The sequence below is a fragment of the Citrobacter sp. CK198 genome (assembly GCF_030333295.1).
Classification (GTDB): domain Bacteria; phylum Pseudomonadota; class Gammaproteobacteria; order Enterobacterales; family Enterobacteriaceae; genus Citrobacter_B; species Citrobacter_B koseri.
Map to the genome: position 1 here is coordinate 65037 of NZ_JAOWGE010000031.1, position 12447 is coordinate 77483.

Annotated in this window: 14 protein-coding genes; 5 read left to right on the plus strand and 9 right to left on the minus strand. The window is 53.1% G+C overall.

What is annotated here, in order from left to right; genetic code table 11:
- Nucleotides 1–142 precede the first annotated feature (142 nt).
- Nucleotides 143–595 (plus strand): macrodomain Ter protein MatP, encoded by a 453-nt coding sequence (gene matP, locus OGY62_RS12635; RefSeq protein ID WP_012132968.1) that lies wholly within the window; start codon nt 143–145, stop codon nt 593–595.
- 74 nt (nt 596–669) lie between these two features.
- On the opposite strand, the gene ompA is transcribed toward matP, so the two are convergent.
- Together ompA and sulA are read right to left on the minus strand one after the other, a co-directional pair.
- Nucleotides 670–1716 (minus strand): porin OmpA, encoded by a 1047-nt coding sequence (gene ompA / locus OGY62_RS12640; protein ID WP_047463714.1) that lies wholly within the window; start codon nt 1714–1716, stop codon nt 670–672.
- A gap of 355 nt (nt 1717–2071) precedes the next feature.
- Nucleotides 2072–2581, minus strand: coding sequence for an SOS-induced cell division inhibitor SulA (gene sulA, locus OGY62_RS12645; protein ID WP_012132966.1), 510 nt, complete (start codon nt 2579–2581; stop codon nt 2072–2074).
- Between the two features lie 216 nt (nt 2582–2797).
- On the opposite strand from sulA, the gene OGY62_RS12650 reads away from it, so the two are divergent.
- Nucleotides 2798–3421, plus strand: a complete 624-nt coding sequence (locus OGY62_RS12650; protein ID WP_047457713.1) for a TfoX/Sxy family DNA transformation protein — start codon at nt 2798–2800, stop codon at nt 3419–3421.
- Here the strand turns inward: OGY62_RS12650 and yccS are convergent.
- Both yccS and OGY62_RS12660 read right to left on the minus strand, forming a co-directional pair.
- Nucleotides 3390–5537 (minus strand): YccS family putative transporter, encoded by a 2148-nt coding sequence (yccS, locus tag OGY62_RS12655; RefSeq protein ID WP_047463712.1) that lies wholly within the window; start codon nt 5535–5537, stop codon nt 3390–3392. The two genes, OGY62_RS12650 and yccS, sit on opposite strands and share 32 nt — an antisense overlap.
- An 18-nt stretch (nt 5538–5555) precedes the next feature.
- The gene (locus OGY62_RS12660) at nt 5556–6002 is read right to left on the minus strand and encodes a YccF domain-containing protein (RefSeq protein ID WP_012132963.1); all 447 of its coding nucleotides are present in this window, start codon (nt 6000–6002) and stop codon (nt 5556–5558) included.
- A 123-nt stretch (nt 6003–6125) separates the two neighbouring features.
- Between OGY62_RS12660 and helD the strand changes: the two genes are divergently transcribed.
- The gene (gene helD, locus OGY62_RS12665) at nt 6126–8180 is read left to right on the plus strand and encodes a DNA helicase IV (RefSeq protein WP_101744358.1); all 2055 of its coding nucleotides are present in this window, start codon (nt 6126–6128) and stop codon (nt 8178–8180) included.
- Between the two features lie 31 nt (nt 8181–8211).
- Here helD and mgsA read toward each other — a convergent pair whose 3' ends face one another.
- Together mgsA and OGY62_RS12675 are read right to left on the minus strand one after the other, a co-directional pair.
- The gene (gene mgsA, locus OGY62_RS12670; RefSeq protein WP_012132960.1) at nt 8212–8670 is read right to left on the minus strand and encodes a methylglyoxal synthase; all 459 of its coding nucleotides are present in this window, start codon (nt 8668–8670) and stop codon (nt 8212–8214) included.
- Between the two features lie 115 nt (nt 8671–8785).
- Nucleotides 8786–9448 carry a DUF2057 family protein gene (locus tag OGY62_RS12675; RefSeq protein ID WP_012132958.1) on the minus strand — a complete coding sequence of 221 codons (663 nt, stop codon included), beginning with the start codon at nt 9446–9448 and terminating at the stop codon, nt 8786–8788.
- A 173-nt stretch (nt 9449–9621) separates the two neighbouring features.
- Between OGY62_RS12675 and OGY62_RS12680 the strand changes: the two genes are divergently transcribed.
- A complete protein-coding gene (locus tag OGY62_RS12680) occupies nt 9622–10035 on the plus strand; it encodes a CoA-binding protein (protein ID WP_049008447.1) in 414 nt (137 codons plus the stop codon).
- Nucleotides 10036–10095: 60 nt separating this feature from the next.
- On the opposite strand, the gene hspQ is transcribed toward OGY62_RS12680, so the two are convergent.
- On the minus strand, nt 10096–10413 hold the full coding sequence (gene hspQ, locus OGY62_RS12685) for a heat shock protein HspQ (protein ID WP_012132956.1): 318 nt from the start codon (nt 10411–10413) through the stop codon (nt 10096–10098).
- A 57-nt stretch (nt 10414–10470) separates the two neighbouring features.
- Nucleotides 10471–11661 carry a 23S rRNA (cytosine(1962)-C(5))-methyltransferase RlmI gene (gene rlmI, locus OGY62_RS12690; RefSeq protein ID WP_049008455.1) on the minus strand — a complete coding sequence of 397 codons (1191 nt, stop codon included), beginning with the start codon at nt 11659–11661 and terminating at the stop codon, nt 10471–10473.
- Nucleotides 11662–11755: 94 nt separating this feature from the next.
- Between rlmI and yccX the strand changes: the two genes are divergently transcribed.
- Nucleotides 11756–12037, plus strand: a complete 282-nt coding sequence (gene yccX / locus OGY62_RS12695) for an acylphosphatase (RefSeq protein ID WP_012132954.1) — start codon at nt 11756–11758, stop codon at nt 12035–12037.
- On the opposite strand, the gene tusE is transcribed toward yccX, so the two are convergent.
- A complete protein-coding gene (tusE, locus tag OGY62_RS12700; RefSeq protein ID WP_012132953.1) occupies nt 12034–12363 on the minus strand; it encodes a sulfurtransferase TusE in 330 nt (109 codons plus the stop codon). The genes yccX and tusE overlap by 4 nt on opposite strands.
- Nucleotides 12364–12447 lie beyond the last annotated feature (84 nt).

The window sequence follows — 12447 nt, forward strand, 5'->3', positions numbered from 1 at the left end:
TAACAGGCAACGCTGCACACGCGGAAAGCGAATGTAAACGTGCGGGATGACGCGTGAGAGTTCACAGGCTGGATATTCTTTTCTTCAGATGCCCAAAAAACTGATATTCTGATAGGAGTTACACGGTAACGTTGAGAGCGCAATGAAATATCAACAACTTGAAAACCTTGAAAGCGGCTGGAAATGGAAGTATCTGGTGAAGAAGCACCGCGAAGGGGAGTTGATTACCCGGTACGTGGAAGCCAGTGCTGCCAAAGAAGCCGTTGATTTGTTGCTAACCCTCGAAAATGAACCGGTTCGGGTAAATGCCTGGATTGAAGAGCATATGAATCCTGCGCTGTTAAACCGTATGAAGCAGACCATACGAGCACGGCGTAAACGACACTTTAATGCCGAGCATCAACATACGCGCAAGAAGTCTATCGATCTGGAGTTTATTGTCTGGCAGCGTCTGGCGGGACTCGCGCAGCGACGTGGCAAAACGCTTTCAGAAACGATTGTGCAGTTGATTGAAGATGCGGAACATAAAGAGAAATACGCCAGCAAGATGTCGACCCTGAAGCAGGATTTGCAGGCATTACTGGGGAAAGAGTAGCGGTTTGTTTCTTCTTTCTTCTGGTTTCAGACGAAAAAAACCCCGCAGTGCGGGGTTTTTTATTAGACGGGAACTTAAGCCTGCGGCTGAGTTACAACGTCTTTAACGCCTTTAACTTCGATCTCAACGCGACGATCCGGGGCCAGGCAGTCGATCAGTGCAGCGCGAGCTTTCACGTTGTCACAGGTGTTGCCAGTAACCGGGTTGGATTCGCCCATACCGCGTGCGGAGATTTTGTCAGCCGGGATACCTTTGGAGATCAGGTAATCAACAACAGACTGAGCACGTTTTTCGGACAGACCCTGGTTGTAAGCGTCGGAACCGATACGGTCAGTGAAGCCCAGAACCACGACGGAACCGTCTTTCGGGTCCAGGTTGCTCAGCTGGCTGTACATCTGATCCAGAGCCTGCTGGCCTTCTGGTTTCAGCGTTGCTTTGTTGAAGTTGAACAGAACGTCAGACTTCAGAGTGAAGTGCTTGGTCTGTACTTCTGGAGCCGGTGCCGGAGCTGGAGCAACCGGAGCTGCTTCTTCCTGCTGGCCGAAACGGTAGGAAACACCAACGCTCAGCAGGCCGTTATCTGGACGACCGCCAACGGTGTTTGCGTCGCCGATGTTGTTAGTCCACTGGTATTCCAGACGGGTAGCGATGTCACGCGTTACAGCGTACTCTACGCCACCAGCGAATACTGGGGAAACACCGGTATCGTGATCTTTGAAGCCAGTGTTGTTCTGAGCGTCTGCGCGCCAAACCATACCACCCAGACGGGTGTAGACATCCAGATCGTCAGTGATCGGATAACCCAGTTTAGCAGTCAGCTGAACGCCCTGAGCTTTGAATGCACCGTTTTGAGTGTTGCCTTTGTATGGCATACGACCTAACCAGTCGTAACCCATTTCAAAACCAACGTACGGGTTTACCTGATAACCACCGAACGCACCGGCACCCAGTTGGCTTTCATGGGTCGGGCCGTTGTTGTCGATCTGGTTGTTGCCAACATCATGGAACTGAGACCAGCCCAGTTTGGCACCAGTGTACCAGGTGTTATCTTTCGGAGCGGCCTGCGCTACGGTAGCGAAACCAGCCAGTGCCACTGCAATCGCGATAGCTGTCTTTTTCATTTTTTGCGCCTCGTTATCATCCAAAATACGCCATGAATATCTCCAACGAGATAACACGGTTAAATCCTTCACCGGGGGATCAGCTCAATAGTTACTCTACCGATATCTGCGGCTTATGCCGAGCACCCCTGGCGATGTAAAGTCTACAACGTAGTTGAAAACTTACAAGTGTGAACTCCGTCAGGCATATGAAAAAAAAAGGCTTGTATACATAATATTTAACATTTCCTGCTGAGAAATCGCTCAGCGAAAATCGCGGAAACCGCTTCTGACAAGCATTCACACACAAAAAGTATTAAGCTTCAGAGCAGATGAAAGAGCAGAAAAAAAATTCCAGGATAAATCCTAATTTCACTCAATGATATAAATTTGAGTGAATTTTTAGCCCGGAATGGTGTCTCGTGGCATGAGCGTGTGCGCTCACAGGACGCATGATAAATCCCATCGCATTTCCCTCATCTGCCGCTTGCGCAAGCCGGGTGTGTTCTTCTTCGCTAAGCTCATCCGCCAGCCAGCCGATAACGACGCTGTAGTTGCCCGTCCGCAATGCGCGAATCATCGACTCCAGCGTATGGCATGGAGAAAGTTGGCTAATCTGCATCACTTTTGTTAAAGGCAGCCCCGCAGATTGAACCCATTCCCGGCTCAGCTTTTGTTGCGGCGTCAGCCAGAGCTGCCAGCGTGATTGCTGACCTAATTGTTGCAGCAGCGGTAAAAGCAGTAATTGCGTCATCATGGGCTGGTCCTCGCGATAGACCACTTCGCTAATAAGCCCGGCGGTGGTGTTCTCTGAAGAGACGCGCGCAATGCTGCCCGCAGTGGAAGAGAACAACGAAGAACGATTTGCATAGCCTGAAGTGTACATAATCAATCCAGCCCTGTGAGTTACTGTATGGATATACAGTAACCCTGCCGCCAATAAAGATCAACCCTATTTTCGGAAACAGACTCGCAATTTTTATCTGTTGTCACCGTAAAAATGAAATTCATCTTGCTCACTGAGAATAAGTTGCCTATTTTCGTCATTAACGGATCTGTTACTGCAAATCATTCTTTTACTTTATGATTTAAAAGGGATTTTATGAAATTACGTTCCTATGACAAGATCTATAAATCACAAGAATATTTAGCCTCTCTGGGCACGGTTCACTATCGTTTGCTGTTTGGTAGCTACAGCCTGACAATCGAGGATACGGTGTTTGCGATGGTGGCTGAGGGAGAGCTATACCTGCGCGCCTGTGAGCAAAGCGTCGCGTACTGCGTGAAGCATTCCCCCGTCTGGTTAACATTTATGAAACGTGGCCGTCCCGTTATGTTGAATTATTACCGGGTGGATGAAAGCTTATGGCGCGATCAACAACAGCTGGTGCTTTTATCGCAGTATTCGCTGGATGCAGCCATAAAAGAAAAACGTACCCGTTTTTCACAACGTCGATTGAAGAATCTGCCAAACGTAACGTTTCATCTGGAGAACCTTCTGCATGAGGCCGGAATTAATGATGAAAACACACTGCGGATACTCGGCGCAAAAATGTGTTGGCTGCGGTTAAGAGAGAGCAATAAGCTGCTGACGGTGAAAATTCTCTATGCGTTAGAAGGGGCGATTGCTGGCGTACATGAAGCGGCGCTCCCGGCAGTACGCCGCCAGGAGCTTGCTGAGTGGGCGCAGTCGCTTACGCCGGAGCACCAGAAGACGACGGCGTGATTTGCCGCTGTAAACGACCGATCTCAGGCAGTAATGCAATGAGCAGGCCGACTTGTTGCACCACCAGGGGTTCTTTACTGTCTGGTTTTGGCTCCAGGTGCTGAATCCGCTCTTTCAGGCTTGCCAGCTCCTGGTGAACGCGCTGTTCATCGGCGGGTTGATGGTGAAGCGCATCATCGACATAACACACTGCATCATCCAGCAGCGCCAGGACATCCGGGTTGGTGAGCTGTTCGCGATGCGCGCCCAGAGCAGAGATATAGCTGGTAAAGGTATGATTGAGGCAGAGTAACCGGAACGCCGCCTCACGAGTTTCGGCAGTGACGTCGGGTTCGCTGGACATATTCGACACCACCGAGGCCAGCTCGGCATCACGGTTGTGGGCGTCACGGCGGGCAATGCGGTAGGCCAGCCGGTTATCCCGCCCCTGATGATACTGCTCAAGGATCGCGTCCAGGTAGCGGCAGTTCGCATCCGTGGCCCGTTGCAGGACGCACGGCAGGTTACGAAAGCGCCAGTCGGGCCATATAAAGCTGACGGCGGCCCACGCGATCGCACAGCCGATCAGCGTATCGATCACGCGCGGCAAGGCAACTTCGAAGCCTTCACCCAGCAGGTTAAAACAGAGTAGCACCAGCAGGGTGATGAACATCGTCGCATGGGCATACTGTACGTTTCGAAAAGCAAAAAACAGGACGCCGGTGATGACCAGCAGTATCAACTGGCCTTCAAGCGAGGGGACAAACCACAAGATTGGTATACCAATGGCGACGCCGACCAGCGTCCCGATGACCCTCAGCGCCAGCCGGTGCCGTGTGGCGTTATAGTTCGGCTGGCAGACGAACAGGCTGGTGAGCAGGATCCAGTAACCGTGAGTCATGCCGGTAATCTGGATCAGCGCGTAACCGACGCAGAGCACCAGCGACATACGCACCGCGTGGCGAAATAGCGCTGAATCGGGAGTGAAGTTACGGCTCAGACGTAGCCAGATATCGCTGAATCCATGAGGGCTGTCGTCGGCAAGCAGGTTTTCTGATTCGCTACGCGGCATTGCCTGCGCCTGCTCGGATTCAATCGTCGCCAGTTGCGCATCAATCGCCCGCAGATTGGACAACAAAAAGCCCAGTGTTTTGAGTAAGTCAGCGGATGCTCCAGCGGCGCGCATACGTTCGAGCGCCGCATCAATATGGGTAAACGCGCGTTCAAAGTGTGGATCATGCTGATAAGGCGTACGCAGTAATATACAGCGTGAGAGCTGCATACAGGCTTGCCCCTGCATCGACATCAGGCGCTGGAAACGGAACATCACGTCGCTGTGGCGGAAATGATCGCGCAACGTCTGATACTGAATATGCGATGAGCTTGCACGCTCGTGAATATCCTGCGCGACAAAATAGTAGTGCAGCGTGCGACGGGTTCCCCGTTGCCCCCGGTCGCCGCGTAAGCGGGTAAGAAGAGAGACTTTCGTCTGATTCAGCGTCGCCATCAGTTGTCCGTTGGCCAGCGCTAAATCATACAGCGGCGCCTGGCTTTCATCCTCGATATCCGGGTCAAACAAGCGCGACTTCAACTCCAGGTAGCGTGCCAGCTGTTCGTAGCTGCGCGCCAGATTATCCTGTAAGGGGCGAATCGGGAAGAGCAGATGCCCGGTCAGCGTCAGCAGGTTGTACCATACGGCGCCAGCAAGGAGCAGAATGGGCTGTTGATACCACTGGTCGTAAAGCGAGGTGCCCAGCATCGTGTAAATAGCGATAAGCAGCGCCCCGAAAGCAATGGTGGCGTAACGCTGCCCTAAACCGCCGAGCAGAATGAATCCGCTGGTAGAGAGCGTTAATCCAATTGCGAACAGCCACGGCCAGGGAAAGAGCAGTTCCACGGAAGCGGAGGCGATAAAAAAACAGATTAATGTGATGATTAAATTGCGCAGACGCCCGGTGAGACGGTCATCCAGATCGGTCAGGGCGGCGGCGACCATACCGAGCGTTAACGGTATGGTGAGTTTGACATCGCCCAGCCACCAGGGCAGGGCCGTTGTGCCGCACAGCGCGATAAAAATGCGAACGTAATACAGCCAGGTGCTGTTCCAGGTATAGCGTTTGAGCAAGGGACTTAACATAAAGGCCATCAGTCCTGATTACTCAAAGCGGCGACGCGCACTGGCTTCACGCGCCGCGCGAGCTGTCTCTACGGAAACCACGCGGCGTCCTACCGGCCAGAGCGCAATGGCGGCGATTTTAAAATTCGCGATGCCGACGGGAATGCCGATGATCGTAATGCATTGCGCAATGCCGGAGGCGATGTGCATCAGGCAGAGCCACCAGCCAAAGACGATCAGCCAGAAAACATTGAGTACCGTACCGCCGGTATTCAACAGCGTGCTTTTCCCTGCCGGGTTCAGCTCGTCGACATGAACGGCCTCATTGCCGTAGGGAAGCAGCGAAAGTTTTGTAATCTCCCAGCATGAGCGGGTTAACGGTAATGTGAAAATGAGCACGATGCTGACGAGTGTGGCCAGCAGCCAGGCCAGAGTGGTGGCAAAACCACCCAATACAAAATTTAAAATATTCAGAACAGTACGCATAAACCCTCGGCTAACTCTGGTTTTCTGTGATTGCAGGCAATTGTAACGTTTTTTTGGGCTGGAGCACGTTTTCTCTGGCGGTTACACTGACAAGAAATACTCTTCGTCTGGATTCGCTGAGTCATGGAACTGAAAGCAACTTCTCTTGGAAAACGTCTGGCGCAACACCCGTACGATCGGGCCGTTATTCTCAATGCCGGTATTAAAGTCTCGGGCGATCGCCACGAGTATCTTATTCCATTCAATCAGTTACTGGCTATTCATTGTAAACGGGGACTGGTGTGGGGGGAGCTTGAGTTTGTCCTCCCGGATGACAAAGTGGTGCGTCTGCACGGTACTGAATGGGCAGAGACGCAGCGTTTTCATCACTACCTGGATGCGCACTGGCAGCGCTGGAGCCAGGAGATGAGCGAGGTGGCGGCCCGGGTTTTACAGGAACAACGGGATCTTATTGCCGAGCGAACCGGAGAAAAACGGTGGTTAACGCGCGAGCAAACGTCAGGATTACAGCAACACATTCGCCGCGCTTTTGCTGCGTTACCGCTGCCGGTTAATCGCCTGGAGGAGTTTGAGAACTGCCGCGATGCCTGGCGTAGCTGTCTGGCATGGTTGAACGATATCGAGGGATGCCGCCAGCAGCATAATCAGGCCTATACCGAGGTGATGCTGACGGAATATGCCGACTTCTTTCAGAACATTGAGTCCTCGCCGCTGAATCCGGCGCAGGCCAGAGCAGTGGTCAATGGTGAACATTCTTTGCTGGTGCTTGCGGGAGCCGGGAGCGGTAAGACGTCTGTGCTGGTCGCGCGCGCAGGCTGGCTGTTAGCCAGGGGAGAAGCGGCGGCTGAGCAAATTCTGCTGCTGGCCTTTGGCCGCAAGGCCGCAGAAGAGATGGACGAACGCATTCGTGAAAGATTGCATACGGACGCGATCGCCGCCCGTACGTTCCACGCCCTGGCGCTGCATATCATTCAGCAGGGGAGTAAGAAAGTCCCGACCATCAGCAAACTGGAAAATGACGCTGCCGCGCGACATAAACTGTTTATCAAAACCTGGCGTCAGCAGTGCAGCGAGAAAAAAGCGCAGGCGAAAGGGTGGCGGCAGTGGCTGGAAGAGGAAATGCAATGGCCGCTGCCTGAGGGCAATTTCTGGGATGATGAAAAGCTACAGCGCCGTCTGGCCTCCCGGCTGGACCGTTGGGTGAGCCTGATGCGAATGCATGGCGGCGCTCAGGCTGAGATGATCGCCAGTGCGCCTGAGGAGATTCGCGATCTGTTCAGTAAGCGCATCAAATTGATGGCGCCGTTGCTGAAAGCGTGGAAAGGCGCGCTGAAAGAGGAAAACGCCGTCGATTTCTCCGGGCTTATCCACCAGGCGATCGTTATCCTGGAAAAGGGGCGTTTTATCAGTCCCTGGAAACATATTCTGGTGGACGAATTTCAGGATATCTCCCCGCAGCGTGCGGCATTGCTGGCGGCGCTGCGCAAACAAAATTCGCATACCACGCTGTTTGCCGTTGGCGATGACTGGCAGGCGATTTACCGTTTCAGCGGGGCGCAGCTCTCTTTAACGACCGCGTTTCATCACACTTTTGGCGAGGGCGATCGCTGTGACCTCGATACAACCTACCGTTTTAACGGGCGCATTGGCGAAATCGCCAATCGTTTTATCCAACAAAATCCGCATCAGCTCAAAAAGCCGCTTAACAGTCTGACGGCGGGCGATAAGAAAGCGGTAACGTTACTGGATGAAAACCAGCTGGATGCCTTGCTGGATAAGCTTTCAGGATATGCGAAAGAGGATGAGCGCATTCTGGTGCTGGCGCGCTACCATCATCTGAAGCCAGCCAGTTTTGAAAAAGCGGCGACCCGCTGGCCTAAGCTGCGACTGGATTTTATGACCATCCATGCCAGTAAGGGCCAGCAGGCTGACTATGTGATTATTGTCGGGTTACAGGAAGGCAGTGATGGTTTCCCGGCGCCTGCGCGCGAGTCGATTATGGAAGAAGCATTACTGCCGCAGGTGGAGGATTTCCCGGATGCGGAAGAGCGGCGACTGCTGTATGTGGCGCTGACGCGCGCCCGGCATCGGGTCTGGTTGTTATTTAACAAAGAGAATCCGTCGCGCTTTGTGGACGATCTTAAGCATCTGGATGTGCCGGTGGCGAGGAAGCCTTAAGAGCAGGCGGCTTGTGCCGCCTGTGGGAGCGTTATTTCAGGCGTTCAGCCAGGTAACGTTGATAATCCGGGATCAGGATATCCACGGCATCGTTAAAATGGGGAGACTGGACAATAAAGTCAGCCGTAGACGCGTTGGTGGCGACCGGAATGTTCCACACCGTAGCCAGACGCAGGAGCGCCTTCACATCTGGATCGTGCGGAACGGCATTGAGCGGGTCCCAGAAGAAAATCAGCACATCAATCTTCCCTTCAGAGATCAGGGCGCCGACCTGCTGATCGCCGCCCATCGGGCCGCTCAGCATTGCGTTAACGTTCATACCCGTGGCGCGTTGAATTAAGTTTCCGGTTGTGCCTGTGGCATAAAGCTCGTGCTTTTCCAGCAGCGGCTGGTGGCGTTCCACCCAGCTCATTAACATCTGTTTGCAGTGGTCGTGCGCCACCAGAGCAATGTGTTTGCGCGCAGGCAAGGTGCGAGTCGTCAGTTCCATAGTTCAATTCCGTAGTTAACCTTGCTACAGAGTACTGGAAGCGCTTGACGCTGCAAGAGAAAGACGAAAAAAATGCGCGCCGACTCGTCATACTCGCCAGCGTCGACATAAAATGTCAGGAGGGCGGTTGTTTTTCCGCCCATTGCAGGAAGTTATTACGCGTTTGCGGATCGGCTTGTTTGAACCAGTATTTGAGTCGCTGCTCCGTGAGTGCCTGAGACTGCGGCGGAACGGCGTCCAGCTCAGAGATCCCGGAAAGCAGCGTGCTGTCATCGGCCATCATCGTGGCGAACTGCGGCAAGGAGGCGCGTTTATCGGCTTTGTTGTAGCGCTCGGTTTCGGTTTCGTAATCAATGATTTTGGCGGTCGAGGTGATTGCCAGAATATCCAGTTTGACCGGAATCGGCATTGCGTCGCCGTCCAGCAGTTCCAGACGCGGCGTGGTGGAAAAATGCGCGGCTTCTCGTTCGGTTTCCAGATGCGGAAGATGAAAATTGACCTGGCTGATGAGTTGCGTGTTAAAGCTGATCACCAGCGGGGGAGAAATGTAGAGTCGTTCCTCGTGGCTGGACAGGCGAATGGTCTTCTCAACGCGAAACACAAGCTGATGCGGGCCATTGTCCAGTTCGATGCTGTCCGCGCCGCGCAGCAATGAACTGGAGACTTTTTTGCCGTCTAACACTAAAAGGTCAATGTCATTTGAAAGACGAAGGGTCGTGGCAAAGGCGGTTACCGGCAAATACAGAACGAATAACATGGTTATAATGCCGGTTTTCATAGGGTTCTCCTGTCCAAAAACCGCCCGGTTAATAATGTATCAAAATTTTTCGCTAATCATGTTTACTAACATATAGACATATTTTTAGCTTTTGCTCTCATACGTCCGTATGGGATGAATGGTTGCAATGTCAGGTTTGTCGTACACTTTGCAAAACAGCCTGGAGAAAGATGATGAAAGAGACCGATATCGCTGGCATTTTGACGTCCACGCGTACCATCGCGCTGGTGGGGGCAAGTGATAAGCCCGAGCGCCCAAGTTACCGTGTGATGAAATATTTACTCGACCAGGGCTACCACGTTATTCCTGTCTCGCCGAAGGTGGCCGGAACCACGTTGTTGGGGCAGAAAGGCTATGCGAAGCTGACGGACATACCGGAAAGGGTCGATATGGTTGATGTCTTCCGTAATTCAGAAGCCGCATGGGGCGTCGCGCAGGAAGCTATCGCCATTGGCGCGAGGACCTTATGGATGCAACTGGGCGTAATTAATGAGCAGGCCGCCGTGCTGGCGCGAAATGCGGGATTGAAAGTCGTGATGGATCGCTGTCCGGCAATAGAGATTCCGCGTTTAGGGCTGGCGAAATAAGGGCTCAGACATAGCGTGTAAGCCCGATAAGCGTCGCGCTATCGGGCATTTTACGTTGAATCAGTTGCGCAGACGCGGCGCTTGCAGCTGTTTGCGAATAGTGCGCGCCAGTTCATCCATCGAGGGTTGCTCGGGATGCTCATCTTGCGTTTCACTGCTTAACTGGGCTTCAGCCAGATAGGTATGTACAGGCTGGCCTTCATCATCTTCCATCACCACATGATACCAGGGAGCGGCGCGAAGTTCGTCGTTAACCGCCAGCTCATCAGGTGACGGTTCATCAAGCGAATATTCCGGGTCGATATCCACGACCACTCCGAGGTAACCTAACAGGGAATGGCGGACCTGCTGGCCGATACCGAATTTGCTGGCAATCATAGTCACCTCCCGGGAAATAGATACTCTCAATATGAGGGTAACATTCCACTTTTCAAGTTACATGACGCGACAGGCAAACCCTTTCAGATACAGCCCTTCCGGGTAGGTAGCGATCACCGGATGATCGGCAGCCTGACGGAACTGCTCTATAAATTGTACATCACGACCGGCATCTATTGCGGCATCTGCAATGATTTTCTGAAATAAATCTGTGGTCATCAGGCCGGAACAGGAGAACGTCAACAGCACGCCGCCCGGATTCAACAACTGGATAGCCAGCATGTTGATATCTTTATAGCCGCGACAGGCCCCCATCAGCTGGCTTTTATTTTCGACGAACTTCGGTGGGTCCATCACGATGACGTCGAATTTCTCTCCACGATCGCGATAGGTGCGCAGCAGTTTGAACACATCGTCACGCACAAACTCGGCTTTGCTCAGATCCAGTTTGTTCAGCTCAACGTTTTGCTTCGCGATATCCAGCGCTTCCTGTGATGTGTCGACGCTCACCACCTGACGGCAACCGCCCATCAGCGCCGACACGGCAAAACCGCCGGTATAGGAGAAGCAGTTCAGTACGCGCTGGTTTTCCACATAGCGACGCGTCGCCAGGCGGCTGTCACGCTGATCGAGGTAATAGCCTGTCTTATGACCCCCCTGAATATCCACCAGCAGCTTCATGCCATGCTCTTCGATGGGCAGCAGGGCAGGCGGCAGTTCGCCGGTGACGGGCCCCTGGGTGAGTTCCATCCCCTCTTTTTTACGCACGGCGACGTCGCTGCGGTCGTAGATCGCACATTCGGGATACTGTGTTTGCAACGCGCTGATCAGCGCGGCGCGTTGATATTCCGCACCTGCGCTCAATAGTTGCAGAACCAGGAAGTTACCGAAGCGGTCGATAGTGATGCCCGGCAAGCCATCGGATTCACCGGCTATCAGACGGTAGCTGTCCAGCCCGTCTTTTTTCGCCAGCCAGTCGCGCCACTGTTGCGCCTGGTGCAGACGACGAGTGAAGAACGCAATGTCGATGGATTCCGCCTGATCGAATGTCCAGACGCGTGCACGAATTTGCGAGGCGGGAGAATAGGCGCCGCGCGCTAACCATTTACCCTGATGGTCAACAATATCGATGGTTTCACCGAGGCTGGCTTTACCTTCCATTCGGGCTACGGCACCGGAAAAGACCCACGGATGGCGACGAAGTAAAGATTTTTCGCGCCCTTTGGCTAACACTAAACGTACACTCATAATTTGCTATTCTGTCGAATCAAAGAAATGGGCGCCATTGTCCTGAGTTTTGCGAGGATTTGCAACGCGCCCCGCGATGATAAGGAGCACAACAATGTCGAAAGTTTGCATAATCGCCTGGGTACACGGTCGGGTTCAGGGCGTTGGTTTTCGCTATACCACGCAGCATGAAGCGCAGCGCCTGGGGCTGACGGGCTATGCGCGCAATCTGGATGATGGAAGCGTGGAGGTGGTGGCCTGTGGCGAAAGTGAACAGGTGGACAAACTGATGAAGTGGCTGAAGGATGGCGGGCCGCGTAGCGCCAGGGTAGACAGGGTTCTGAGTGAGCCACATCGTCCTGGCGAGGAGTTAACAGGTTTCCGTATCCGCTATTAAATACATTTTACCGGTTTAGGCAGGCCAGCAATCTTCGTTGCCTGCTTTGCCGGGCCTTTCGGAAACAGGCGATACAGGTAACGGCTGTTGCCTTTTTCTTCGCCAAACTTATTTGCCATTGCTTTCACCAGCATGCGGATGGCCGGAGACGTATTAAACTCCAGGTAGAAATCACGTACAAAACGCACCACTTCCCAGTGTTCAGGAGAGAGGGTAATACCTTCCTTTTCAGCAATCGCGACTGCCAGAGGTTCGCTCCATTCCGCAGTCTCTTTTAAATAGCCTTCGCTATCCGTACTGATTTCTTTGCCTTCAAAGATCAACATAAATTCTTCACAGCGTTAGTCAAACTGGCGCCAGTTTACCAAAAAACAAAGCCCCGCATAAGCGGGGCCTGGTTAATGCGTTCT

Coding starts and splice junctions, on each gene's coding strand:
- matP (WP_012132968.1), top strand. CDS start 143: ATGAAATATCAACAACTTGAAAACCTTGAAAGCGGCTGGAAATGGAAG.
- ompA (WP_047463714.1), bottom strand. CDS start 1,716: ATGAAAAAGACAGCTATCGCGATTGCAGTGGCACTGGCTGGTTTCGCT.
- sulA (WP_012132966.1), bottom strand. CDS start 2,581: ATGTACACTTCAGGCTATGCAAATCGTTCTTCGTTGTTCTCTTCCACT.
- OGY62_RS12650 (WP_047457713.1), top strand. CDS start 2,798: ATGAAATTACGTTCCTATGACAAGATCTATAAATCACAAGAATATTTA.
- yccS (WP_047463712.1), bottom strand. CDS start 5,537: ATGTTAAGTCCCTTGCTCAAACGCTATACCTGGAACAGCACCTGGCTG.
- OGY62_RS12660 (WP_012132963.1), bottom strand. CDS start 6,002: ATGCGTACTGTTCTGAATATTTTAAATTTTGTATTGGGTGGTTTTGCC.
- helD (WP_101744358.1), top strand. CDS start 6,126: ATGGAACTGAAAGCAACTTCTCTTGGAAAACGTCTGGCGCAACACCCG.
- mgsA (WP_012132960.1), bottom strand. CDS start 8,670: ATGGAACTGACGACTCGCACCTTGCCTGCGCGCAAACACATTGCTCTG.
- OGY62_RS12675 (WP_012132958.1), bottom strand. CDS start 9,448: ATGAAAACCGGCATTATAACCATGTTATTCGTTCTGTATTTGCCGGTA.
- OGY62_RS12680 (WP_049008447.1), top strand. CDS start 9,622: ATGAAAGAGACCGATATCGCTGGCATTTTGACGTCCACGCGTACCATC.
- hspQ (WP_012132956.1), bottom strand. CDS start 10,413: ATGATTGCCAGCAAATTCGGTATCGGCCAGCAGGTCCGCCATTCCCTG.
- rlmI (WP_049008455.1), bottom strand. CDS start 11,661: ATGAGTGTACGTTTAGTGTTAGCCAAAGGGCGCGAAAAATCTTTACTT.
- yccX (WP_012132954.1), top strand. CDS start 11,756: ATGTCGAAAGTTTGCATAATCGCCTGGGTACACGGTCGGGTTCAGGGC.
- tusE (WP_012132953.1), bottom strand. CDS start 12,363: ATGTTGATCTTTGAAGGCAAAGAAATCAGTACGGATAGCGAAGGCTAT.